General features: G+C 65.8%; 23 protein-coding genes. 10 read left to right on the top strand and 13 right to left on the bottom strand.

What is annotated here, in order from left to right:
• Positions 1 to 42 precede the first annotated feature (42 nt).
• Entirely contained in the window at positions 43 to 492 is a 450-nt protein-coding gene (locus CH290_RS19655) for a MarR family winged helix-turn-helix transcriptional regulator (RefSeq protein WP_230621083.1), read from the top strand.
• Here CH290_RS19655 and CH290_RS19650 read toward each other — a convergent pair.
• Positions 489 to 1,457 (bottom strand): NAD(P)/FAD-dependent oxidoreductase, encoded by a 969-nt coding sequence (locus tag CH290_RS19650; protein ID WP_033190275.1) that lies wholly within the window; start codon positions 1,455 to 1,457, stop codon positions 489 to 491. The genes CH290_RS19655 and CH290_RS19650 overlap by 4 nt on opposite strands.
• 118 nt (positions 1,458 to 1,575) lie before the next feature.
• On the opposite strand from CH290_RS19650, the gene CH290_RS19645 reads away from it, so the two are divergent.
• From CH290_RS19645 to CH290_RS19635, 3 genes are all read left to right on the top strand, one after another.
• Positions 1,576 to 2,250 carry a thiamine pyrophosphate-binding protein gene (locus CH290_RS19645; protein WP_033190276.1) on the top strand — a complete coding sequence of 225 codons (675 nt, stop codon included), beginning with the start codon at positions 1,576 to 1,578 and terminating at the stop codon, positions 2,248 to 2,250.
• Between the two features lie 2 nt (positions 2,251 to 2,252).
• A complete protein-coding gene (locus tag CH290_RS19640) occupies positions 2,253 to 3,173 on the top strand; it encodes a transketolase family protein (RefSeq protein ID WP_033190277.1) in 921 nt (306 codons plus the stop codon).
• Between the two features lie 192 nt (positions 3,174 to 3,365).
• A complete protein-coding gene (locus tag CH290_RS19635) occupies positions 3,366 to 3,581 on the top strand; it encodes a hypothetical protein (RefSeq protein ID WP_141216333.1) in 216 nt (71 codons plus the stop codon).
• Between the two features lie 19 nt (positions 3,582 to 3,600).
• On the opposite strand, the gene CH290_RS30320 is transcribed toward CH290_RS19635, so the two are convergent.
• The 3 genes from CH290_RS30320 to CH290_RS19625 are packed head-to-tail and all read right to left on the bottom strand — an operon-like array spanning position 3,601 to position 6,384.
• Positions 3,601 to 3,768, bottom strand: a complete 168-nt coding sequence (locus CH290_RS30320) for a hypothetical protein (protein ID WP_019665217.1) — start codon at positions 3,766 to 3,768, stop codon at positions 3,601 to 3,603.
• Between the two features lie 28 nt (positions 3,769 to 3,796).
• Positions 3,797 to 5,437, bottom strand: a complete 1,641-nt coding sequence (locus CH290_RS19630) for an alpha/beta hydrolase (RefSeq protein ID WP_170947617.1) — start codon at positions 5,435 to 5,437, stop codon at positions 3,797 to 3,799.
• Between the two features lie 41 nt (positions 5,438 to 5,478).
• On the bottom strand, positions 5,479 to 6,384 hold the full coding sequence (locus tag CH290_RS19625; protein ID WP_033190278.1) for an MBL fold metallo-hydrolase: 906 nt from the start codon (positions 6,382 to 6,384) through the stop codon (positions 5,479 to 5,481).
• A 272-nt stretch (positions 6,385 to 6,656) separates the two neighbouring features.
• Here CH290_RS19625 and bla point away from each other — a divergent pair, with 272 nt between their 5' ends.
• The 3 genes from bla (at position 6,657) to CH290_RS19610 (ending at position 9,318) form a co-directional block, all read left to right on the top strand.
• Positions 6,657 to 7,577 carry a class A beta-lactamase gene (gene bla, locus CH290_RS19620; RefSeq protein ID WP_033190279.1) on the top strand — a complete coding sequence of 307 codons (921 nt, stop codon included), beginning with the start codon at positions 6,657 to 6,659 and terminating at the stop codon, positions 7,575 to 7,577.
• An 11-nt stretch (positions 7,578 to 7,588) separates the two neighbouring features.
• Entirely contained in the window at positions 7,589 to 8,566 is a 978-nt protein-coding gene (locus tag CH290_RS19615; protein ID WP_080748785.1) for an SGNH/GDSL hydrolase family protein, read from the top strand.
• A gap of 110 nt (positions 8,567 to 8,676) precedes the next feature.
• Entirely contained in the window at positions 8,677 to 9,318 is a 642-nt protein-coding gene (locus CH290_RS19610) for a LysE family translocator (protein WP_033190280.1), read from the top strand.
• Here the strand turns inward: CH290_RS19610 and CH290_RS19605 are convergent.
• From CH290_RS19605 to CH290_RS19595, 3 genes are all read right to left on the bottom strand, one after another.
• The gene (locus tag CH290_RS19605; RefSeq protein WP_080748786.1) at positions 9,214 to 9,801 is read right to left on the bottom strand and encodes a winged helix-turn-helix transcriptional regulator; all 588 of its coding nucleotides are present in this window, start codon (positions 9,799 to 9,801) and stop codon (positions 9,214 to 9,216) included. The two genes, CH290_RS19610 and CH290_RS19605, sit on opposite strands and share 105 nt — an antisense overlap.
• 16 nt (positions 9,802 to 9,817) lie before the next feature.
• Positions 9,818 to 10,321 carry a PaaI family thioesterase gene (locus CH290_RS19600; protein WP_019665252.1) on the bottom strand — a complete coding sequence of 168 codons (504 nt, stop codon included), beginning with the start codon at positions 10,319 to 10,321 and terminating at the stop codon, positions 9,818 to 9,820.
• 106 nt (positions 10,322 to 10,427) lie between these two features.
• Positions 10,428 to 11,465, bottom strand: a complete 1,038-nt coding sequence (locus CH290_RS19595; protein ID WP_033190282.1) for an NAD(P)-dependent alcohol dehydrogenase — start codon at positions 11,463 to 11,465, stop codon at positions 10,428 to 10,430.
• Between the two features lie 125 nt (positions 11,466 to 11,590).
• Here CH290_RS19595 and CH290_RS19590 point away from each other — a divergent pair, with 125 nt between their 5' ends.
• The 3 genes from CH290_RS19590 to CH290_RS19580 are packed head-to-tail and all read left to right on the top strand — an operon-like array spanning position 11,591 to position 13,436.
• Positions 11,591 to 12,172 carry a TetR/AcrR family transcriptional regulator gene (locus CH290_RS19590; protein WP_019665254.1) on the top strand — a complete coding sequence of 194 codons (582 nt, stop codon included), beginning with the start codon at positions 11,591 to 11,593 and terminating at the stop codon, positions 12,170 to 12,172.
• 24 nt (positions 12,173 to 12,196) lie between these two features.
• Positions 12,197 to 13,084: a spermidine synthase gene (locus tag CH290_RS19585; protein ID WP_019665255.1), complete on the top strand. Its 888-nt coding sequence runs from the start codon at positions 12,197 to 12,199 to the stop codon at positions 13,082 to 13,084.
• Positions 13,085 to 13,142: 58 nt separating this feature from the next.
• The gene (locus CH290_RS19580; RefSeq protein WP_019665256.1) at positions 13,143 to 13,436 is read left to right on the top strand and encodes a putative quinol monooxygenase; all 294 of its coding nucleotides are present in this window, start codon (positions 13,143 to 13,145) and stop codon (positions 13,434 to 13,436) included.
• On the opposite strand, the gene CH290_RS19575 is transcribed toward CH290_RS19580, so the two are convergent.
• From CH290_RS19575 to CH290_RS19550, 6 genes are all read right to left on the bottom strand, one after another.
• A complete protein-coding gene (locus tag CH290_RS19575) occupies positions 13,433 to 15,292 on the bottom strand; it encodes a bifunctional diguanylate cyclase/phosphodiesterase (protein WP_033190283.1) in 1,860 nt (619 codons plus the stop codon). The two genes, CH290_RS19580 and CH290_RS19575, sit on opposite strands and share 4 nt — an antisense overlap.
• Before the next feature lie 150 nt (positions 15,293 to 15,442).
• The gene (argG, locus tag CH290_RS19570) at positions 15,443 to 16,858 is read right to left on the bottom strand and encodes an argininosuccinate synthase (RefSeq protein ID WP_033190284.1); all 1,416 of its coding nucleotides are present in this window, start codon (positions 16,856 to 16,858) and stop codon (positions 15,443 to 15,445) included.
• A 21-nt stretch (positions 16,859 to 16,879) separates the two neighbouring features.
• Positions 16,880 to 17,992, bottom strand: coding sequence for a DNA alkylation repair protein (locus CH290_RS19565; protein WP_033190285.1), 1,113 nt, complete (start codon positions 17,990 to 17,992; stop codon positions 16,880 to 16,882).
• Between the two features lies 1 nt (position 17,993).
• Positions 17,994 to 20,369 carry a lysylphosphatidylglycerol synthase transmembrane domain-containing protein gene (locus CH290_RS19560; RefSeq protein ID WP_019665260.1) on the bottom strand — a complete coding sequence of 792 codons (2,376 nt, stop codon included), beginning with the start codon at positions 20,367 to 20,369 and terminating at the stop codon, positions 17,994 to 17,996.
• 39 nt (positions 20,370 to 20,408) lie between these two features.
• Positions 20,409 to 20,996 (bottom strand): GNAT family N-acetyltransferase, encoded by a 588-nt coding sequence (locus CH290_RS19555; protein ID WP_019665261.1) that lies wholly within the window; start codon positions 20,994 to 20,996, stop codon positions 20,409 to 20,411.
• Positions 20,993 to 22,258, bottom strand: a complete 1,266-nt coding sequence (locus tag CH290_RS19550; RefSeq protein ID WP_033190286.1) for an MFS transporter — start codon at positions 22,256 to 22,258, stop codon at positions 20,993 to 20,995. Before CH290_RS19550 ends, CH290_RS19555 begins: the two co-directional genes overlap by 4 nt.
• Positions 22,259 to 22,346: the final 88 nt, after the last annotated feature.

Here is a 22,346-nt window from a genome sequence, read left to right as displayed (position 1 = left end):
GGCTACGACAATAGCTTATAAAATTATATGTATTATGTCGGTGTGACGGATACGACCGACCCCGCAGTCCTCGCCTCGGTGCTCCACGATCTGAGTTGGATCATTCAGCGCACGGATCGCGTGGAAGAGCTCGGCATCGAACGGCTCCCCGCGCCCGAGGTCACCGTGCTCAAGCAGATCGACAGGAACACAGGCATCGGTGTGTCCGCACTCGCGGACATGCTGGCGATGCAGCCTTCCAACGTCAGTGCGGCAGTCCGCACCCTCGTCGAACGTGGGCTCGTGGTCAAGACTCCGTCGCCGACGGACCGGCGTGTCACGCAACTCGAGGTCACCGATCGGATGCGGCGCAACCGAACTCGCATCGAAGCAGCATGGTCGGCTCGAATCACCGAGGCGCTGAGCCGACTTCCCGACGAAGCTGCCGCGCAACTCGTGTCGGCAGCACCGGCCCTGATGCTGCTGACGAACGAGCTGCGCGACCGCACTTAGCTCACGGCGCCGGTCGAATCGTCCGGGCCGACGGGCAGTCGAGTGTCCTCCTCGATGAGGCTCGCGACGACACCGCCCGCGGCGCGGACGCCCGCTGCGGCAGAACCGATCACGTTCTCCATCGGGGCGGCGACGTTGCCCGCGGCGTAGACGCCGGCAACCGACGTCGCGCCGGTCTGATCCGTCGCGACGAACGACGCCCCGGCGGGTACGTCGCCCATCATCATGTCGGTGACCTCCAGTCCGAGGCTCACCAGAACGCCGGCGTTGGCGGTGAACGTCGGCTTGGTCACAACGGCGTCCACCGGAACCACCGAACCGGTGGTCACCTGGATGCCCACGAGCGCATCGTTCTCGACGGCGATCTTCTGTACGGCATCCGATATCACCGTGACACCCCGCGCGGCGAGCTTCTTCGATTCGTCTACGGTGGGCGTGAATTCGCGGGTGAAGAGCACCACGTCGTCGACCCACTGCCGCCACATCAGTGCCTGATGAACGCCGAAGGGGCTCCCGATGATGCCGACCTTCTTGTCGCGCACTTCCCAGCCGTGGCAGAAGGGGCAGTGCAGAACGTCGCGTCCCCACCGCTCGGCGAGACCGTCGATGTCGGGAAGTTCGTCCGTCAGGCCTGTAGTCACGAGCAGGCGTCGGGCGGTGAGGGTGGCGCCGTCGGCGAGTTCGACGGTGAAGTGGTTGCCGTGCGCGGTTGCCGCCGTCGCCGTGCCCTCCTGGATCACTGCGCCGTAACTCTGCGCTTCTGTGCGCCCGCGAGCGAGGAGTTCGAGCGGAGGAATTCCCTCCAGCCCGAGGTAGTTGTGGGCGTGCTCGGCCGGCGCGTTGCGCGGAGATCCTGCGTCCACGACGAGGACTCGCAGGCGTGCACGCCCGAGCGTCACCGCCGCTGCTAGTCCAGCCGGGCCGCCGCCGACGATGATGACGTCATGGTCGAGGTGTGTAGTCATGCGTCCACTGTGGCCCACTCGTAACCGTCTGGCAAGTAGGTTTGCCGATTCGGCAAAACGCGTTCCTCGGACGTATCGGCCTTGACCTCGAGTTCGGTTCAGGTTGCACCGTGGAGGCATGCACACGACATACGACGAACTGGCCGGCTTGATGACGCGCATGACCGGCGACGAAAAGCACGACGCGAGTGCGACGTCCACGCTCGATGTCATCTGGGTTCTGTATTCGACGATCCTGCGCACGGACCCCTCGAACCCGTCCGATCCGAAGCGGGACCGATTTCTGGTCTCGAAAGGCCACGGGCCCATGGCCTATTACGCTGTCCTCGCGTCGGCGGGATTCCTCACCGAAGAACAACTCGATGGATTCGGACGGTTCGACTCCCCCCTCGGCTATCACCCGGACCGCACGCTCGTACCAGGCGTGGAGATCTCCTCGGGTTCGCTGGGGCACGGCATCGGACTGGCTACCGGCACGGCGACGACGTTGGCGCTCCGGGGTTCCGACGCGCGCGTGATCGTTCTCGTCGGCGACGCGGAGCTGGACGAGGGAAGCAACGCCGAGGCGATCCAGTATGCGGGTCGCGCTGGGTTGGGAAATCTGACGGTCGTCGTCATCGACAACCGATCGGCCGGCCTGGGCTGGCCAGGCGGAATCGGGGCGCGGTTCGCAGTCGAGGGATGGGCCGCGGAGGACGTCGACGGTCGTGACCACGACGCGCTGCACCGCGCATTCTCCCGACGGTTTGCAGTGCCCAATGTTGTTGTTGCACATACCGAGAGCAAGGAGTGAGAATGCTGGACACAGCGGCGAGGACGACCACGATCACCGACCAGCGTGAGCGCTTCTACCGAACGATCCCGGACCTGCTGGCCGCGGACGACAGACGCTTGCTCGTGCTGGCCGAGATCGGGGCGGGATACATCGCACCCCACGTCACCGATGCAGTGCGAGATCGTGTTGTCAACGTGGGAATACGGGAGCAGCTGATGATCTCGTTCGCGGGAGGCGCAGCGCTGGCAGGGATGCGCCCGATCGTGCACACGTTCCCACCGTTCCTGGTGGAACGGCCCTTCGAACAGGTGAAACTCGACCTCGGTCATCAAGGCGTCGGGGCAGTGCTCGTCAGTGCAGGGGGCTCGTATTCGATGGCTGCCGGCGGCGAGACTCACTTCGGGCACCGTGACGTGGCGCTGCTCGACACCCTGGACGGCTGGCGAGTGCACGTGCCCGGAGACGCCGACGAAGCCGAGAGCGCGTTGCGGTCCGCGATGGACGGCGACGATCGGGTCTACATCCGGTTGGACGGCACATCCAACGCGCGTCCGTATGCCGAGCATCCCGGTCTGACGGTTCTACAGCGAGGGCGTTGCGGCACGGTCGTCGCCGTGGGGCCGACGGCCGACAACGTACTTGCCGCTGTGCGCGATCGAGATGTGACCGTCCTTTACACCGAACGCGTCAGGCCGTTCGACAGAGCAGGTCTCCGCACTCACCTCGCCGGAAACAGCGTCGCGATCGTCGAGCCGTACCTCGCTGGTACCTCGGCTCGCGAGGTGGCGCTGGCGCTGGTGGACGTACCGCACCGGCAACTCGGTGTCGGCGTCGGGCAGCAGGAGCTCCGCAAATACGGAACACCGACCGAGCACGAGCGCGCGCACGGACTCGACGTCACAGGTATTCGTACGTCGCTGGATGCCTTCTTCGGATTCTGAGTCGGTTTGGACCGCCCCAACCAAGTCGATCGACGGTAGAACCCCAGCTCAGCGGACTGTCTACGACTTGAAGGGCTCGCTGGGGTGAGGTTGACTCGACGTGGGAACCGCCGTAGTCACGGACCGCAGGGATCGACGTTGGGGGGATACATGAGGAGAGGACAGCACTCGCACCGGCGAGGTGACGTAGTGGTGGCCGCGCGCAACCTGGGCAAGCGCGCATGGTGCAGCGGGGTACCGGCCGGAACCGTCGGGGTGGTGGTCGACATCGACTGGCTCGGGGATCTACGCGTGGAATTCGACATCGCCGGAGATTGGCTCTCCGGTCGATGCGTCGTCGAAAAGGTCGTGACCGACAGTGACGTACACCTGCTCAGGCCCGCCGAGCGTCGGCTGACCGGAACCTGAGGTCACCGACGCACGGGGATCATTCGGTGTCGGTGGCGGGGCCGTCGTGGGTCGCGCCGCCCTCACCGGACCAATCCCCGGACTCCTCGCCCGCAGCGGGGTCGGACTGAACGTCGTCGTCGGCACCCGTCGGCGACGTATCGGTATCGGTTGTCGCGGGATCAGGGTTCTTGTTCGTTTCACTCATGCGGCCCGGTTACCCCGAGTGCGGGATCTCAACCCGCGATGATCTTGCGAAGACGCTCGGTGTCCTGCGAGGTCCAGCCCTCGGGCTGAAGGATCTCGGCCCACAGGTCGACGGCGTCCTCGCCGTAGTTGTGACCGTATCCCGGCGGAACGTCGGTGGAGAACACCATGTCGAACGTCGTCTGCCAGAAGGTGACGAACGGGAACCATCGAACGCCGGGGTCTACGTCGACTCCACGGGGCTCGCGCAGCCAGTCCGGTTGATGCAGAAGAAGATCCGGCGACCACCACGTGATGGGATCCGACGCGTGCTGCCAGTACACCACACGGGGTTCGGCCCAGGGAGTGCCGATGTCGAGATCGCTAGGTCTGCCCGCGAACCGGACGTAGCGGCCGTCCGATATCACCGGGAGGATCTCGCGTGAACCCGCGTCGCGGTCCGCCGTCGTCTCCGCCCACTGCTTGGTGAAGTTGGGGTTACCGACCCACAGAGCACCGTCGGTGCGCGCCACCATGTCCCGTGCGCCACCGAAGGCGTCCTGCCCGCCGTACGCGCCCAGGCTCTCTCCGAATGCCACCAGTTCGGGCCGCGTGCCCTCGGGACGTTCGAGGATTGCGTCGTACACCTTGTCGAACAGCGCGCGTCCTGCTTCACGCGGTGAATCACGATCTGCGAGAAACGCTATGGGGCTGGGCAGGAACGAGTACTGCATCGACGCGATCGCCGTGTCGCCGCCGTTCATGTACTCGAACGATCCGGCGACGGCTTCGTTGACCCAGCCGCGTCCGGTGGTGGTGGCCACGGCGACGACGGCCCGGTCGAACGCACCGGTACGTTCCAGTTCCGCGACGACGCGGTCGGCGGCCTCGTCGATCGAATCGGCCTCCGCAGCCCCGACGTACGCCCGGATCGGCGTGAGAGCATCTGCACCGGTGAACGATTCGATCTGTTCGGCAGTCGGGCCGGACGCGACGAATCGCCTCCCCTCCATTCCGAGTGAATTCCAGTCTTCGTACGAGTCCGGTGAACCCGATTTCTCCATCGCGTCAGGCTGCTCGACGCCGGGGTGGCTACCTTCGTCGGCCAGTTTGGACGAGCTGGCAATGGTCGCGATGAGAACGTTGTTCACCGCTCCGTTGACGACGAACAGCGTCAGGATCGTGACGACGGCGATTCCGATTGCCTTCGCCGCGGGGATCGGTACGAACCTCGTGCACAGAACGGCCAGCCGACGAGCGCACCAGCGTAGTCCGCGAGCGGCGAGAAGCAGGAGGACGGCAACGACGACTGCGACGAGAAGTACTGCCAAATAGAGGATTCGGCCCGGACCTTCTACGTCGACCTCGACGAGCTGTCGTACGATCTGCTGCCACCACGATCCGAGTATCAGAAACAGTGGCACCACGATCGCGGTGAACACCGCCAGACCCCACCACCCGTAGCGCTTCGTCGCATCGGACCATCGAGGACGAATTCCGCACCGATGCACCAGCCACACCACGGCGCAGCCGACGCCGTATCCCGTGGCGATGCTGATGCCCGACGCGACGCCCTGCAGATACCAGGCGCGCGGCAGCAGGGACGGGGTCATCGAGAAGGCGAAGAACACGACGCCGAGGAACAGAGCGGCCGGTTCGAGTCGCGAGCTGAACAGCCGCAGCGAGTGCATCGTCACATAGTAGAACCGAAGGCGCGGAACGGGGCCGTTTGTCAGTCGGGACGGTTGTGGATCACGCCGCGGTCCACAGTGCCCGGTTTCGCCAGCGCGAGTGCATGTTCGCGCGCGCCGATGTGCTCGAAGTACCGTCGGGCAGAGCGAACGACCGCCGCGTGGGCATCGTCGGTGATGATCCGGTCCCACCATGCGCCGTAGAGGGATTCGAAGCCGAACGGGGCAACCATGTTCACGGCGCGCAGGATGGTGTCCGGATGTTCGGGAATCAAGTTGGGATAGCTGTACATGAAACCGACCCAGCGGCGGTCGGCAACCACGGTGAAGATGTCACCCGCGCACAGCGCCCCGCGCCCGTCGACGCCGTCGGCCCAGTGCATGACCGTTCCGCCGTCGAAGTGGACGCCTGCACGGAGGAGGGTGCGGCCGGGCAGTACTTCCGTGCGCTCACCGGACCACAGGACGACGTTGTCGGTCCGCGTCAGCCAACGGGCGTCACGTTCGTGAACGTAGATGGGGGCGTCGTCGAAGGCGTGGGACCACTCGACCATCGAGCTGTAGTAGTGCGGATGCGACAGTGCGATCGCGGAGATGCCGCCCAACTGGGCGACTCGGTCGACGGCATCGTCGTCGATGTAGGTGACCGAATCCCACATGACGGTCCCGCCGTGGCCGGGGACGAGGAGTGCACGCTGTCCGATGGCGAGCGCGGGGGAGGTCGCGAGTCCCCACAGACCCGGAATTTCCTCACGGATCTCGACGCTGTGGCCCTGCTCCCGGAGTTCCGCGAGCGACGTCCATCGCTGGCCGTCGTAGCCGACGTACTGCCGCTCGTCCTCGCAGATGATGCACGTGGCGGGAAGAACGTCGCGGCCTGCGGAGTCGTGGTCGTGCTGGACTCCGCAGGTCGCGCAGATCGGCAGCCGATCACCCGTGACGGACACCCGAAGGAGGGCTGTCAGAGGAGAGCGAACTGTCAGAGACCGAAGGGGAGAACGCCCGGCTGCAACTCGAAGCCGCTGCTGCCGGCGGACGCGGTGCCGACGCCGCCGAGGATCAGGTTGATGAAGTTCGTGATCATAGGTGTCTCGTCTTTCGTATGTATTCCAGGTGAACCCGGTCGAGGGTACCGGTCGAATGCGGGCCCGAACAGGTACACGGGCCCGTCGGCACTGGGAGGTTCCTGTGAATCGGTACTCGTGGTCTCCTGGGACGCATGGCGCACACACGATCTCGTAGGCAGTTCTTCGTCATCGCAGGTTCGGCGGCTCTCGCGGTCTCCTGTGGCACGGACCCCTCCCCCGACCCCGCTGGATCCAGGCAGCCGGATGCCTCCGAACAACAGCCGACCGGCGCCGAGAAGCAGTTCGCCGCGCTCGAGCAGCGGTTCGACGCGCGGCTGGGAGTGTTCGCCGTCGACCTGGGTTCGGAGGTGACCACGACCTATCGGGCGGATGAGCGATTCGCGTTCTGCTCGACCTTCAAGGTGTATGCGGCCGGTGCCGTACTCGCCGCTGCCGACGCCGGGACGTTGTCGCTGACCGATACACGCATCGTCGAGGCCGAGGACAAGGTGCCGGAATCGGCGATCGACTGGGAGGCAGGCCAGGTGGTGACTCTGGAACAGCTGTGCGTGGCCGCACTGACCCGCAGCGACAACACCGCAGGCAACCTGTTGATCGACGCAGTCGGCGGGACCGGCGAGCTGACGGCGTTCGCGCGATCCCTCGGCGACGCTCAGTTCCGTCTGGACCGCATCGAACCCGACCTGAACACCGCCCTGCCCGGCGACGACCGCGACACCACGACCCCGGCCGGCCTCGCCGCGGGATATCGGTCCCTGCTCACCGACGGGCCGCTGTCGAACTCGTCGAGAGCCACGCTCCTGGACTGGATGGCGGGCACGCAGACGTCGGACACCCGTTTCCGAGCCGGAGTTCCAGCCGGCTGGACGACGGCGGACAAGACCGGCACCGGGTCCTATGGAGTCTCCAACGACGCGGGTCTTCTGCTCGGGCCCGACGGGCGGCGAATTCTCCTGGTCGTGCTGTCGAGAACCGCGAACGACGATCCCGACGCCGCGGCCATGAACGAGTTGGTCGCAGACGCCGTCCGGGAAATCGGCGCGCGGGAGTAACGTCGTCCACTATGCGGCGCGCAGCACCGGGGATTTCTGTATCCACCAGGTTCACTGCTGCACTCGTCCTGGGCGCGGTGAGCATGCTGGCCGCCTGCTCCACCGAATCCCCCGACGCTCCCGAGTCCTCCGCGGTCGAGTCGTCCGGGCTCGAATCGCCCGTGCTCGAATCGCCCGGGCTCGAATCGCTTACGCCGACGGTCTCCGGCGGCACGGACATCGACTACGTGGCACTGGGTGATTCGGCAGCATCGGGGCCGTTGATTCCCCGGTCGACGGGGACGCCCGGGTGCCTGCAGTCCGACTCCAACTATCCGCATGTCCTCGCCGGGCTCGTCGGTGCGGCGTCGTTCACGGACGTCTCCTGCTCCGGGGCGCGGTCGGAGAACATCGTCACCGAGCAACAACAGACCAACAGTGGGCCGATCCCGCTGCAGCTCGATGCGTTGTCGTCGGACACCGATCTGGTGACCGTCACCATCGGCGGCAACGACGTCGACCTCGTCGGGCAGGCCCGCGGATGCGTCAACTTCTCACCGGAGCCGAACGGAGAGTCGTGCGCGGACGCATCGACCGCCGGAGGCACCGATGTGCTTGCCGACGCCATCGCCGCGGCGGCTCCTGGGTGGGGTGAGGTGTTCGAGGCCATCGGCGAGAGGGCGCCGAACGCGCAGGTGGTCGTCGTCGGATACGGAACGTACGTTCGCCCCGGTGGGTGTTACGGAACGCAGGCGGTGTGGGCCCGCGATGCGGATTATCTGCAGGCGAGCGTCGACCGGATGAACGACGAACTGGCCCAGCAGGCAACCGAGCACGGTGCTCGGTTCGTCGACGTGCGTCCGGTCAGCGTCGGACACGATGCATGTGCCGCACCCGCGAAGAGGTACCTCGAAGGTGTCGTTCCGGCGAATCCCGCAGCGCCGCTGCATCCCACTGCCGCGGGAATGGCGGCATTCGCCCGGGTCGTCGCGGATTCGATCGGTCTCTAGCTGACTGCGCCCGACGGGGGTGCACCGGATCAGCTGTCCGAAGAGTGAGCGGGCCAGGATCGTAGAAGTGGACCGATACATCGGCGTCCGTCGGTGACACTGTGGGAGGCATGGTGTCCACGGCAGCTGTGCTGGGGGTCTTCGCTGTCGCTCTGGCGATGGTGCTGACTCCCGGCCCCAACATGGTGTATCTGGTGTCGCGCAGCATCTCTCAGGGACGCAGTGCTGGACTGGTGTCCTTGGGCGGTGTCGCGCTGGGGTTGGTGGTGTACGTGATCGCCACCAATCTCGGCCTCGCTGCCGTGTTCGCGGCGGTCCCGACGCTGTATCTCGTGATCAAGATCGTCGGCGCGTGTTACCTGCTGTGGTTGGCTGTCTCGGCTGTGCGCGGTACGACGAAGGTGTTCGAAGTCGAGGGCTTGCATCGGGATTCGAACCGCAGATTGTTCACGATGGGGCTGTTCACCAACCTGCTCAACCCCAAGATGGCCGTCATGTACATCTCGGTGATTCCACAGTTCGTCGATCCCGCGGCGGGTTCGGTGTTCCTGCAGGGCATCGCCCTGGGTGGGGTGCAGATCGGTGTCGCGGTGACCGTCAATGCGCTGATCGTCGTCGGTGCCGGGTCCATCTCTCGGTTCCTGGCGTTACGTCCGACCTGGATGAGGATGCAGCGCTACGTCATGGGAACTGTGTTGGGGCTGTTGGCTGTTCGGCTCGCGACCGACGGAAGCCGCCCGGCTCCTGCGTGAGCGTCGCTTGTCCGGATCCTGCCGTTCGCGCATCATGTCCGACGCGGCAGGCCCGGCGACGAAGTGAGCTCTGCTCTCGGCCAGAGTGCGTCCGGTACGCCGATCGACGAAGACCGGGTCGATGGTTTCGCCGTCGGCGTCGACGAGAACGACCTCTCGGTCCTCGTGTTCGATGTGTTCGTTGCCCCACGCGTACAACGCCACGATGACCGAGCTGAGTTCACGGCTGCGCTGCGTGGCGACGTACTCGAATCGCGGAGGCCGATCACTGTACCGGCGACGCTCGAGCAACCCGGATTCGACGAGCGATTTCAGCCTGCGCGTCAACATGTTCGGCGCGATGCCGAGGTTCTGCTCGAACTCGTCGAACCGGGTGAAGCCGTCGAGGGCGTCGCGCAGGATCAGGAGCGTCCACCACTCGCCGACCTGTTCGAGCGCGGACGCGATAGGGCAGCCCATCGTGTCGAAAACGTTGCGCTGCACGGTTTGTACCTCGGCCTTACCTCGGAGGGATGACCAGCAGTGAGCTCGTGCCGGTAGCGACGAGCTTACCGTCCTTGTCCACGATCGAACCTTCGGCGAAGATCACGCGTGAGCCCCGCTTGGTGACCGTTCCCGTCCCGACCAGCGGACCGGAGGTGTCGAGAATGTTTCTGAGGTAGCTGACGTTCAGATCGATCGAGGTGTAGCCGACGCCGGCGGGCAGCGTCGTGTGCGCGGCGCAGCCCACGAGGGTGTCCAGAAAGGTGCAGGCCAACCCGCCGTGCACGGTACCGATGGGGTTGTAGTGCGCTTCGGACGGTGTGCACTCGAAGACGACCTTGCCGTCGCTCACCTCGACGGGAGCGAACTGCATGAGGACCGCAATGGGCGGTGGTGGCAGTTCGCCGGAGGCCACCGCCTGCATGACGTCCAATCCGCTCAGCGTCGAAGCGTGACGCAGCACCTCTCGGGGGCTGACCCAGGAGAAAGTCTGCGAACGCTGGTGTTCCTCGGTGAGCATGGCTACCCCTAGCGGCTAGTGACTTGCACGATGCAAGTCAGTATGCGCCTCGGCTCCCATTCCCGCAAAGTCGACCCGAAGGCGACTCCTCGTCGCAGTGGGGGCTTCAGTCCAGATCGGACAGGTCGAGGACGAATCGGTAGCGAACGTCGCCCTTCCTCAACCGATCGAACGCGTGGCCCACCTCGGCGGACGGCACGGTCTCCACATCCGCGGTGATCCCGTGTTCTCCGCAGAAATCCAGCATCTCCTGCGTGTAGCGACGTCCACCGCTTCCCGCCGAGCTCAAGGACTTCCGGCCCACGAGAAGGTCCATGATCTCGATGGACTGCGGACCGAGGAAACCCAGCGAGCACAGGGTGCCGTCCAAGGCGAGAAGCGACAGGTAGGGCGCGACGTCGTGCGGAACGGGTACACAATCGACGATCAGATCGAGGCTCCCGCGCGCGGCGAACATCTGCTCGGTGTTCGTGGACACGACCGTGCTGTCGGCGCCCAGTGCGGCGGCCTCGCCGACCTTCGTCGCCGACGTCGTGATGACCGTGACCTCGGCGCCCAGTGCTCGAGCGAACTTCACGGCGAGGTGACCGAGACCGCCGATGCCCGCGATCCCGACGCGTACTCCCGGACCCACGTTCCATCTCCGCAGCGGTTCCCAGACGGTGACACCTGCACACATCAGCGGGGCAACGGCGGCCGGATCGAGGCCGACCGGGCGGCGGTAGACGAACGCGTCGCGGACCACGTATTCCCGCGAGTACGCGCCGATCGTCGTCGTCCCGTCGATTCGATCGGTTCCGCCGTAAGTCAGTGTCGGAAACTCGCGGCAGAAGTTCTCCTGGTCGGCGACGCACATGTCGCATCGACCGCAGGAGTCGACGATGTTGCCCACCGCCACGGCGTCGCCCACCGAGAAGTCCGTGACGTCGGAGCCGACGGCGGTGACGGTGCCGACGAACTCGTGGCCCGGTGTCACCGGGTAGGTGCCGGACGGATCGCTCGTCAGATGCAGGTCGGTATGGCACACGCCGCAGTGCGACACCTCGACGGCGACGTCGCCCTGCCGCAGTTCTCGTCGTTCGAGAACGGCCCTCTCCAGCGGGGTGTTCGGTGCTGTGGCGCGGTATCCCGTCGTGGCTCGCATGGCGTCTCCCGAGGTGTCGATGTGTTCGGCGGATGGTTCCAACCAACTAGTTGGTCACACCACCGTAGCTGCTTTTGCCGAGGATGCAACCAACCAGTTGGTGACAGCAGGCTAGGCTGGCGCGCATGGGTGACGCAGTGGCAACGCGGGAGCGGATACTTCATGCCGCGACCGAGGAGTTCGCGCGCTACGGAATCGCCGGCGCGCGGGTGGATCGAATCGCGGCGAACGCGTCCATCAACAAGTCTCAGATCTACAGCTACTTCGGCAGCAAGGACAAGCTGTTCGACACGGTCTTCGACACCCGCGTCGACGAAGACATTGCCGGGGTTCCCCTCGATGCCGACGATCTGCCGGGTTACGTCACGTCGCTGTACGACATGTACTTGGGCGACCCTCAGCTGGTTCGTCTGCTGACCTGGGCGCGGCTGGAACGAACCCCGACCGGGAATCTGTTCCACCACCGCGGCGAGGACCACGACAATCAGAAGCTGGCTCCGCTGCACGACGCGCAGAAGCGCGGGACGGTCGTGAACGACGTTGCCGTGGAGGATCTCTGGTCGATGGTGATTGCACTGGCAGCCACGTGGGCGCAGGCCGCGATAGTCCACGTCGCCGACTCCGACGAGAGCGACGCCGTACACGAGCGCCGCAAATCGGCTCTCGCCGAGACCGTCCGACGCGCGTTCTGTGTGTCGCAATCATGAGACGGCGACCATGAGACCACGACCATGAGTGCGAAGGCGCGCAGTCCGAAATCCCGTCGACCGCCCGCGGCGCGCTCGGGAACGGCCGAGGCCGGCGAGTATCGAATCGACACCGGGACAGCGACACTCGTGCGCGATTCCCTGTCCGCCGACGGGTGGACGCTCGAGGTGAACGGCGTACCCAGCTCGCACATCGACGCCCTGGATCCTCAGCGGCTCGATTTCGAGTACATGAGGTGGATCGCGTCTCTCGTCGAGCATCACGATTCTTCGGGCACGTCTGCTTCGCGCTCCGAATCCTCGAACGGCAAGCTGCGGGCCCTGCATCTCGGCGGTGGCGCGTGCACCCTCGCGCGGTACTTCTCGGCGGTGTATCCCGATGCGCGGCAGGTGGTAGTCGAGTTGGACGGCAAGCTCGCGGAGTTGGTACGTGACTGGTTCGATCTACCTCGTGCACCGCTGCTCCGCATCCGGGTGGGCGAGGCGCGTGCCGTCACCGAAACCTTGTCCGAGAACAGTCGCGATCTGGTTGTGCGAGATGTGTTCGCCGGTGCGGTGACTCCGCGGCCACTGACCACCCGGCAGTTCACCGAGCATGTCCGACGGGTTCTGTCCCCCGGCGGGCTGTACGTGGTCAACTGCGGCGACACCCGGGACTTGACGATGGCGAAGCGTGAGGCCGCGACCATCGGTGAGATCTTCCCGTACACCTCGATCGTCGCCGATCCGGCGATGCTCAAGGGCCGTCGTTACGGCAACGTCGTGATCGCGGGGAGCGACGTCCCACTCGGCGACGACCCGGCACTGGCCCGGGAGTTGCTGGGCGGCGCGGTCCCCGCTCAGGTCTGGACGGACGAGCGGGTGCGGGCGTTCTGCCGCGATGCGAAGCCGCTGTCCGACGACGAGGCATAGGCTGGGCCGACAGCTGCACAGCCGAATGCTCGAAAAGAAACTACCCAGGAGATTCACCATGACGTTGGTTGCCCTGCTCGATGTGACACTGAAGCCCGAAGCCCTCGACGAGGGCAAGCAGGTTCTCGGACGGGTGCTCGCCGAGACGCGGGCGTTCGAGGGGTGCCTCGGGGTGGACGTCCTCGTCGACGAGGAGGACGAGACCCATTGGATCGCTTACGAGCGTTGGGAATCGGCGGAGGCGGACGCCAAGTACCGTGAGTTCAGGGCAGGTCCGGGCAAGACCACCGAGTTGGGTCCACTGTTGGCTGCCGTGCCCGGGTTGACCAAGTACACGGTGTCCGACATCTAGGTGGTTACCGGACGACCGGTGTAGAAACCCTGCACCATGTCGACGTCCAGTTCGACGGCGACGCGGAGTTCTTCCTCCGTCTCCACGCCCTCCATGATCAAGGTCGCACCGACCTCACGCGCGAACGCGGCGAGAGCCGCTGTCGCCGCTCGCCGTGTCGGGTCGGTGTCGATCCCGTGGACGAGGGTGTAGTCGATCTTCAGTGTGTCGGGCTTGAGTTCGACGACCTGCCTGAGGCCGGAGAATCCCGCGCCGACGTCGTCGATGGAAATGCGAACGCCTGCCGCTCGTAGCCCCTCGACCGATCGGGCAATGGCCCGGTAGTCGTCCACGCGTTCGTGTTCGGTGATTTCGAGGTAGAGCACCCGAGAGTGAAGGTGGGGGCGCAGCCGCGACAGCAGATCCGTCGAGCGGATGGTGGACGCGGACGCGTTCAGCGAGACGAACGCCGTCTCCGGCAGGACGTGCATCGCACTCAATGCGGCGTCGATCGCGGCCAGTTCGAGTTGTGGTCCGACTCCGGCCGCGGTCGCGTCCTTGAACCACATCAGTGGGGATCCGTGTCCGAACGGAAAGCGCGACAGCGCTTCGTATCCCACGACGGCAGTGGTCGCAGTCTCGCAGATCGGCTGGAACACCACCGTCGGGCCGCCGTCGGAGACGAGACTTTCGATCCGGTCCCGAACCAGCAGTGGATCGTGCGAGCGGCGGGGATCTCCGTCGGAGTGTTCCTGTTTGTTTCGGTACAGCTCGATGTCCGCCAACGCGATCAATTTTCGGACGAGGGTGCCGGTGGCGTCACCGCGAATGGTCGTGTCTCCGGCCGATCCGACGCTGGTCGTGAAGGGCGGACCGCTGAACGATTCTTCCAGCGCGGCGCGTAGCCGCTGCTCGGCGTCGTCGACCTCGGCGCGAGTGCCGATGTGCACGCAGACGAACTCGTCTCCGCCGAGCCGTGACACCACCGAGTCCGTGGTCGGGTCGTTTCTGCCGTCTCCACTCCCGGTCGACGCCGCCTGCTGCAACCGGTCTGCGACCTCGACGAGAACGGCGTCACCGGTCGGGTGTCCGTAGCGGTCGTTGATGGCCTTGAACCGGTCGATGTCGACGACCACCACGCCGATTGCTCGGGATTCCACCTTCGTGCCTGCTCGGGCGTAGTTCAGTTGGTCGACCATGTCGAAGAGTCCGCGGCGGTTCCACAACCCGGTCAACGAGTCGCGGAGTCCGACCTGTGCGCGTTGACGAAGGAAGCGAATGTAGGGGCGCAGAGCGAACGGTGTGATGAAGAGAGAGCCGATCGTGACGACGCGTGAGGCGACCGACCACGGTTCCATACCGCTGCGGGCCGCCATCACAGCGAGATAGACAAGAACGAGGGCGGCGAGAATCAGGTGCGCAGTGAGTACTCGCGGCGACGTTCCGACGATGGCGAACAGCGCGACGATGGCGAACATCGCGCACCCAGGCATGGCCACGAACGGTGATTCGTGCGCGAGGAGAACGAAGAGGATGCCGATGTCCGCCCACAGGACGTACACGTTGGCCATCCTCCGGCTGGGCCACCGGCCCAGGATCCAGGCGAGAGCAACGGGAACCGTCGACGCCGACGCCAGCGCCACCAATACCGATTCCACGTCGGTGAACTGCCCCGACGGGATCATCAACAGGCCGGCGATACCGAAGGACGCGGTGAGAAGCCCGATCAGCTTTCGTCCCCAGGCTTCACCCTCGGGAGCTTCGGCGACCGGGACGTCGGGTTCGTAGGTGTTGATGCCGTGCCGAGTCGGCGGTTGGGGGTGCGACCGATCGGTCTGCGAATCCGAACCGGACTCGGTGACACCCTCCACGGTCACTGGACCTCTCGTTCGCTCGACGCCGATCGAGCCTGCGTCGAGCGAGGCAGGCGCACTCCCTGTACTTCGAGGGCCCCCACCCCGTCGAATCGACCTGGTCGAACCGTACCAGCGATCAGGTTATGCGACGGGGTTTCGGGCAGTCGGACGTCAGTCGGTACCGGACTCGATGGCGGCGTGGTCGAGGGCGTCCGAATTGACCTGGTCGGAGTTTCCGCCCGCGGAAATGGCTGCTGCCCCACCGGCGGGAACCTGACCGACGAGATCCTCGAACGCCGTGACCTGATGCTGGGAGGCGTACTGCTCGAGCTTGCTGCGCGAGTCCGCGATGTCGAGGTTGCGCATGGTCAGCTGACCGATGCGATCACCGGGGAAGAACGCCTGGTCCTTCGCGCGCTCCATCGACAGCTTCTCGGGGTGGTAGCTGAAGTTCGATCCCTGGGTATCGAGGATCGTGAAGTCCTGGCCGCGGCGCAGACGTACGGTGACGCTTCCGCTGACGACGTTGCCGACCCACCGCTGCAGGCCTTCGCGCAGCATCAGGGCCTGCGGGTCGAACCAGCGGCCCTCGTACAGCAACCGACCGAGTCGACGGCCCTCGTTGTGGTACGACGCGACGGTGTCCTCGTTGTGGACCGCGTTGATCAGGCGCTCGTAGGTGATGTGCAGCAGCGCCATGCCCGGTGCCTCGTAGATGCCACGACTCTTGGCTTCGATGATGCGGTTCTCGATCTGATCGGACATGCCGAGACCGTGACGTCCGCCGATGGTGTTCGCTTCCATCACCAGGTCGACGGCACTGTCGAAGCGCTTGCCGTTGATCGCGACGGGACGGCCACGCTCGAACTCGACCGTGACGTCCTCGGTGTCGATGGCGACCTCGGGGTCCCAGAAGCGGACACCCATGATGGGGTTGACGATCTCGAGCGACGTGTCGAGGTATTCGAGGCTCTTGGCCTCGTGCGTCGCGCCCCAGATGTTGGCGTCGGTGGAGTACGCCTTCTCCGCGGAGTCGCGGTAGGGCAGGTTGTGCTCGGTGAGCCAGACCGACATTTCCTGACGGCCACCCAGCTCGGTCACGAACGCCTTGTCCAGCCACGGCTTGTAGATCCGCAGTTCCGGGTTGGCGAGCAGACCGTAGCGGTAGAACCGCTCGATGTCGTTGCCCTTGTAGGTGGAACCGTCGCCCCAGATGGAGACGCCGTCCTCCTGCATCGCGCGGACCAACAGAGTGCCGGTGACGGCGCGGCCGAGGGGTGTGGTGTTGAAGTAGGTCTGCCCCGACGAACGAATGTGGAAGGCGCCGCACGTCAGCGCGGCCAATCCCTCTTCCACCAGCGGTTCGCGGCAGTCGACGAGGCGAGCCTGCTCGGCACCGTAGGCGCGGCCACGGGCGGGAACGTCGGACAGATCCGGTTCGTCGTACTGGCCGATGTCGGCGGTGTACGCGTACGGGACAGCGCCGTGTTCACGCATCCACGCCACGGCAACGGACGTGTCCAGGCCGCCGGAGAATGCGATGCCGATGCGCTCACCGACGGGAAGTTCATGCAGTACCTTCGTCACGCGAGCATGGTATCTGCTCGATCAGCCCAGGTTGAAAACGGTACGAGCGAGGGTCGAACCGTTCACCTGAATCTCGAGCACATGTTCACCGGGGTAGTACCGGCGAGTGCTGATGGGCCGGAACGAATGTGACCGCGTGAGAACCGCGGGCGAGCCGGGTGCGAGCGTCCGTGTGGTCAATTTGAAGACCTTGGGGCTGCGTGTGCCGTTCGCTCGAACATGGTGAAGGACGTAGTCGACAGCGACCGCCTGCTCCGACGTCGACGCGAGCTCGAACCGGAACGTCAGCTCGCCGCCGCTGATCACGTTCGTCGGGGTCACCATCAGGTCGTGCACCGTGACGCCGTCGGGCGGCGCGAAACCGAGCAGCGCCAAGGCGTCGGGATCGCCCTTCTTGACCAGGGTGCGCAGCGCGTGCCGAACGAGTCTCGGGGTGTTGTCGTCCGGCGCCTCGGTCCAGCGGCGTGCGGTCGTGACGACGAGCGTCGGGTCCGTGCGGCTCAGATCGTTCAGATGGTTGGCTACCGATCGACGCACGTACTCGGACTCGTCGCGGTACAGCGCGTCCAGGATCGGGACGGTCGCGTCGGGCCGGGCGGTGAGTGCCTTGACTCTCCTCGCCCACGGCAGGAACGGACGGGTGCCCTCGGTGGCGAGTCGGCGGACATGCTCGTCCTTGTGTGAGGTCCACGTGAGGGCGGCCTGGAGCGTGCGGTCCAGGTTCGCGTCCATGAAGGTCCTGACGGCGAACTCGGACGTCAGACGCGGGGTGAGGTCGGCGAGGAGCGCCAAGCCGGAATCGAACGTGGCGGTGTCCGCCGTTGTCGGTGCCTCTCCTTCCGGGCCGGGCTTGCCGGAAGTGGTTGCCCTGACGGCGACGGCCTCGGTGACGGGCCAGATCATCCATCCGGTGAAGGTGCTCTTCTTCAGCGCAGTGCGGATCTTCTTCTCGAACGGCGCGTAGGCCGCCGGCAGTTCCGCGAGCAGGGCGTCCCGGACGACGCGGGCACGGTCGCTCAGGCTCAGTCCGTCGAAGTCCCTGGTGGTGGCCAGTGTCGCGGGCATTCGCCCGCCGAGGTGCCGGACCAATTCGGTAACGACTCCGGCGCCGAGGAGTTCGTCGGCAGTGGGCATGTCACACCATGTCCTTGTTCGTCAGCCATCGGAGAGTCGGCCACCCACAGAAGACCGGCAGCCAACACGTGAGCACGCGATAGAGCAGCACCGACGGGACAGCGACGCTCGCGGGGAGTCCGAACGCCGCGAGCCCGCCGATCAGGGCGGCCTCCACGGCGCCGACGCCACCGGGTGTGGGCGCTGCCGATGCGAGGGTTCCGCCGATCATCGTCACGACGGTGACGGTGACGAACGTGGTGCCGCCGCCGAACGCTTCCACGCTCGCCCACAGGGCCAGTGCGGCGCCCAGAGTGGTTGCCGCACAGCCGAGGACGATGATCGCGAATCGTTTGGGGTCCTTGGCCAGATCTCCGAGTTCACCGAACACCTCCTTCAGCTGCGGGCGCACGGCATTGCGCAGCCAGCGCCGAAGCGTCGGGACGAACAGGACGGTGCCGAGGATGCCGAGGACGACACCCGCGATCAGGTAGAGCACCGTCGCGTCCGGTACGAAGTGCGCCAGGTCGGCCGATGTGCCTGCGGCGACGGAGAAGAAGACGAGCAACGAGACGTGCGTGATCACCTGGACCGATTGCTGCAGTGCCACAGCGGCGGTCGCACGTACCGCGCCGAGGCCGCCCTTCTGCAGAAAGCGGACGCTCAGCGCGAGGCCACCGACCCCGGCAGGCGTCGTCGTCGCGGCGAACGTGTTGGCCACCTGCATGATCGTGAGGTTCCGAAAGCTGACGAGTCCGGATGCGCACGCCCACAGTGCCGCGGCCGCACCGACGTACGTCAGCGCCGATACCGCGAGTCCGAGCAGTGCCCACCACCAGTTGGCAGTCTGCAACTCGGTGACGAAGGTCGGGACGGCGCTGATGAACGGGTAGGCGACGTACACGAGACCGATCAGCAGGACCAGTTGGATGATCTGGTTCCGGGTGAAGCGAGTGACCTGCTCGGTGGCGATCTTCTCGGTGCCGGTCTGCTTCACGACTTCGTCGCGTACCGACTTCATGATGCCCTTGCCGTCGGGGACGGACTCGAGCACGCGCGTGGGAATCGCGGTCTTGGTCAACCGCCCGGCTGCAGTGACGACGATGTCCTCGCCGAGGGTGTCGACGGCGATCCGGACTGCCCGCTCCTCACCGAAGAGCGCGGATGTCGAGATCAGAAGTTGCGCGACGTCGGACTGCATCTGCGCGTCCGATGCGCCCAGCTCGGCGCTGGAGAACCCGCCGAACAGGGCCGTGCCGTCGTCGTTGCGGAGCTCCGCGCTGCGCAGATCGCCGTGGGAGATCTGAACCTCGTGCAGTGTCTGGAGTCCGTTCCAGATGCTCGACGCCAACTCGTCGGGTGAGGTCTCGTCGACGGGGACGCCGCGGGGTGCGCTGTGGGCGTACAACGCCCAACCTCGGTCGAGTGCCGACACGGCCAGAGGCCTGCTGCTGGCGACGCCGAGGTCGCCGATGGCGATGCCCATCAGTGCGCGGTGTTCGACGGCTCGGCGCATCGACGCGTGCAGAGGCGCGCTCTCGCTGTTACGGAACGACAGCCATCGCCACACCTGCCGGAGGGCTCCCCCGCTACGTTGGTTCTGGCCGTACATCTCGACGATGATCTCGGGCTCCGGTCCTTCCGCTGCCGCCGAGAGAACCAGCGGGCCTGGCCCCGCAGGCTTCAGTACTTCCAGCGAGATGACGGTGTGACCGCGTTTGGCGAGGAGCCGGACGGCGGCGTCGAGCGGAACCTCGAGCGCAGGCGTGCCGACGACGAGAACGATCAGTGCGCCGACCAACCACCCGACGGACAGGCCGAGCATCGACCGAGCCGGCACGACGGTACTGACGAACAGGTGGATCGGCACGAAGGCGAGCAGCAGGAACCACCACACCCGACGCCACCGCGCGGGTAGCCACGGGCCGGACACCGTGAGGACGGCAGCCAGCATCGCGATCCAACGGGAGTCGTCGAGGAACTGGGACAGGAAGGTGTCGAGACGATCCGGCACGTCGAGGTGCCAGTCCGGGGTCGAGATACCGGTCCCGGTGATGGACAGGGACAGGCCTGCGATGAGTCCTGCCGCCGCATACCCCGCGAGGAGCTTCCATTTCCGTCCGGCGATCAACCCGATGAGGATGCCGAAGGGCAGTGCCAGAATCGCGACGCCGTACAGAAGGTAGACCAGATTCGACTGATCGGGGCTCAGTACACCCAGGATGTTCGACACCGACATCTCGAGGGCGTCCCACTGATTACGGGTGATGAGCGAGCCCGCGATGACCGTCGCGAGCAGCAGCACGGACAGCACCACACGCAGGATGTCGCTTGTCCGTCGGACGAGCGGTTGCAACAGACTCCCGGTGACCGGAATGTCCCGCCCGTCGACTCGCACGTGCGCCAACTTACCGTGGCGGTGCCGCCGACCGGCCGACTACCGCGCCAGTCGACGCACCAGCTCGTTACGAACAGCGGGCCATTCGGACTCGACGATGGAGAACACGACGGTGTCGCGCAGGGAGCCGTCGGGCATGCGTTGGTGGTTACGCAGGATGCCGTCCTGCTTGGCGCCGAGCCGTGCGATGGCGGTGCGTGATTGCAGGTTCATCCAATGGGTACGGAATTCGACTGCGATGCAGTGCATTTCCTCGAACGCATGAGTGAGCAGCAGCAATTTGCTCGCGGTGTTGGTTCCGCTGCGCTGAGCGGAGGTGGCGTTCCAGGTGGACCCGATCTCCAGTCGGCGGTTCGCGGCGTCGGCATTCATGTACGTCGTCATGCCGATGATCTGCCCCGTGTCGTTACGGCGCACGGTGAACGGCAGCATCGACTGGGCGTCGAGCAGGCCGAGTCGCCGATCGATCTCGGCGGCCATGTTCTCCGGCCTCGGCACCGAGGTGTACCAGAGGTTCCAGAGTTCACCGTCGCGAACGGCGTCGGAAAGTCCTTCGAGGTGGTCGTGGCTCAGCGGTTCGAGCGTCACGACGTCGTTGGTCAACGTCACCGGCTGCAGGAAAGTCACGCGGCCGACGATACGTCAGTGCGCTTGCGCGAGCGGGTGAGCAGCACGACCGCAGCGGCTGTCACCGCGACCAGCAGCGCAAGGACGACCACGACATCGTGGAATGCCGCCGCGTACTCGTGCGGATGGCCGGGAATCCCGGCTGCGGTGGCGTCGGCGACGGGGTTGTCGGGCATCGAGGCCGTGACGAACGCGGTGAGCGTCCACGCATAGCCGGCGACGAGCAGAGCCTCGCCGCCGATGCGGAACAGGTTGAGGACGCCCGCAGCCGTGCCGGTCTGCTCCGGGGGAACCGCCGCGAGAGCTTCTCCGTCGACCAAACCGATGGGTAGACCGAATCCCAGGCCGACGGCCACCATCGGCACCACGATCCACCACAGGGAAGAGTCGGGCCGCAGCGCGAGCATCCCGAGATCGCCCAGAACGAGAGCGGCGAGGCTGACGCCGATGACCGTCTTCGGCGTGACCGACCCCGTCGTGATCAGCTTGGCCACGACGGCAGGTGCGAGCAGAACGGGGACCGTCATCGTCAGCATGAACAGGCCCGCGGACGTCGGATCCATCGATGTGATGCCGCTGAGTGCATTCGGCAGGTAGGTCAGGAGGGTGACGAATCCGATCGCGCCCGCGACGGGCACCAGGCACAGGCCGAGGAAGGTGCGGTTGCGTAGGAGGCCGACGTCGAGAATAGGGGCCGAGCCCACGCGTTCGGGCCGGATGCGTGGCAGTACGACTGTCCCCGCCAGCGCGACGATCAACACCGCTGCCTGCGCGAGAAAGACTCCTCGCCAGCCGATTCCGCCGACGAGGAAGCCGGAGATCGTGGGGCCGAGCGCAAGTCCGAGGCCGTTGACTGTGCCGAACGCGGCGAAAGCCGTTGCGCGGTCGGCACCGGTGTAGAGATGCGACAGGATCGATGTCGATCCGACGAGCACAGCCGCGGCGCCGATTCCGGCGAGAACCCGGGCGGCGTCGAGGATCTCCACCGAGGGAGCGGCGGCACTCACGATGCCGGCCAGGCCGGTCAGCGCGACACCGAGCCGAAACGAGATGTGGTGCCCGATGCGGTCCGACACTGCGCCCCACACGACCGTGAACAGCGCGAATGCGAGGTTGAACCCGTTGACGACCCAGTGCAGCGGACCGGGGGCGTCGCCGAGGTCGCGCGCGATGTCCGGTAGTGCGATGGCCGTTCCCGCGATCGACATGGGTACGACGAATTGCGCCGCGAGAACGACGACGAGAGTGTTCTTGGATTGCATCGGCTCCCCCTAGGTACGATGATTGCCGTACCAGACAAGCAGAAAAATAGGTACGACGCAAGCCGTACCTATTAACTAGGAAGTGGGA

The sequence above is a fragment of the Rhodococcus sp. 06-156-4 genome, assembly GCF_002259345.1.
GTDB lineage: Bacteria > Actinomycetota > Actinomycetes > Mycobacteriales > Mycobacteriaceae > Rhodococcoides > Rhodococcoides fascians_E.
This window is presented reverse-complemented; position numbering and strand designations above follow the sequence as displayed.

Excerpts from the sequence above, each read along its gene's own strand:
- CH290_RS19650 (WP_033190275.1), bottom strand. The coding sequence starts at position 1,457 with ATGACTACACACCTCGACCATGACGTCATCATCGTCGGCGGCGGCCCG.
- CH290_RS19645 (WP_033190276.1), top strand. The coding sequence starts at position 1,576 with ATGCACACGACATACGACGAACTGGCCGGCTTGATGACGCGCATGACC.
- CH290_RS19640 (WP_033190277.1), top strand. The coding sequence starts at position 2,253 with ATGCTGGACACAGCGGCGAGGACGACCACGATCACCGACCAGCGTGAG.
- CH290_RS30320 (WP_019665217.1), bottom strand. The coding sequence starts at position 3,768 with ATGAGTGAAACGAACAAGAACCCTGATCCCGCGACAACCGATACCGAT.
- CH290_RS19630 (WP_170947617.1), bottom strand. The coding sequence starts at position 5,437 with ATGCACTCGCTGCGGCTGTTCAGCTCGCGACTCGAACCGGCCGCTCTG.
- bla (WP_033190279.1), top strand. The coding sequence starts at position 6,657 with ATGGCGCACACACGATCTCGTAGGCAGTTCTTCGTCATCGCAGGTTCG.
- CH290_RS19615 (WP_080748785.1), top strand. The coding sequence starts at position 7,589 with ATGCGGCGCGCAGCACCGGGGATTTCTGTATCCACCAGGTTCACTGCT.
- CH290_RS19610 (WP_033190280.1), top strand. The coding sequence starts at position 8,677 with ATGGTGTCCACGGCAGCTGTGCTGGGGGTCTTCGCTGTCGCTCTGGCG.
- CH290_RS19600 (WP_019665252.1), bottom strand. The coding sequence starts at position 10,321 with ATGCTCACCGAGGAACACCAGCGTTCGCAGACTTTCTCCTGGGTCAGC.
- CH290_RS19595 (WP_033190282.1), bottom strand. The coding sequence starts at position 11,465 with ATGCGAGCCACGACGGGATACCGCGCCACAGCACCGAACACCCCGCTG.
- CH290_RS19590 (WP_019665254.1), top strand. The coding sequence starts at position 11,591 with ATGGGTGACGCAGTGGCAACGCGGGAGCGGATACTTCATGCCGCGACC.
- CH290_RS19585 (WP_019665255.1), top strand. The coding sequence starts at position 12,197 with ATGAGTGCGAAGGCGCGCAGTCCGAAATCCCGTCGACCGCCCGCGGCG.
- CH290_RS19580 (WP_019665256.1), top strand. The coding sequence starts at position 13,143 with ATGACGTTGGTTGCCCTGCTCGATGTGACACTGAAGCCCGAAGCCCTC.
- CH290_RS19565 (WP_033190285.1), bottom strand. The coding sequence starts at position 17,992 with ATGCCCACTGCCGACGAACTCCTCGGCGCCGGAGTCGTTACCGAATTG.
- CH290_RS19550 (WP_033190286.1), bottom strand. The coding sequence starts at position 22,258 with ATGCAATCCAAGAACACTCTCGTCGTCGTTCTCGCGGCGCAATTCGTC.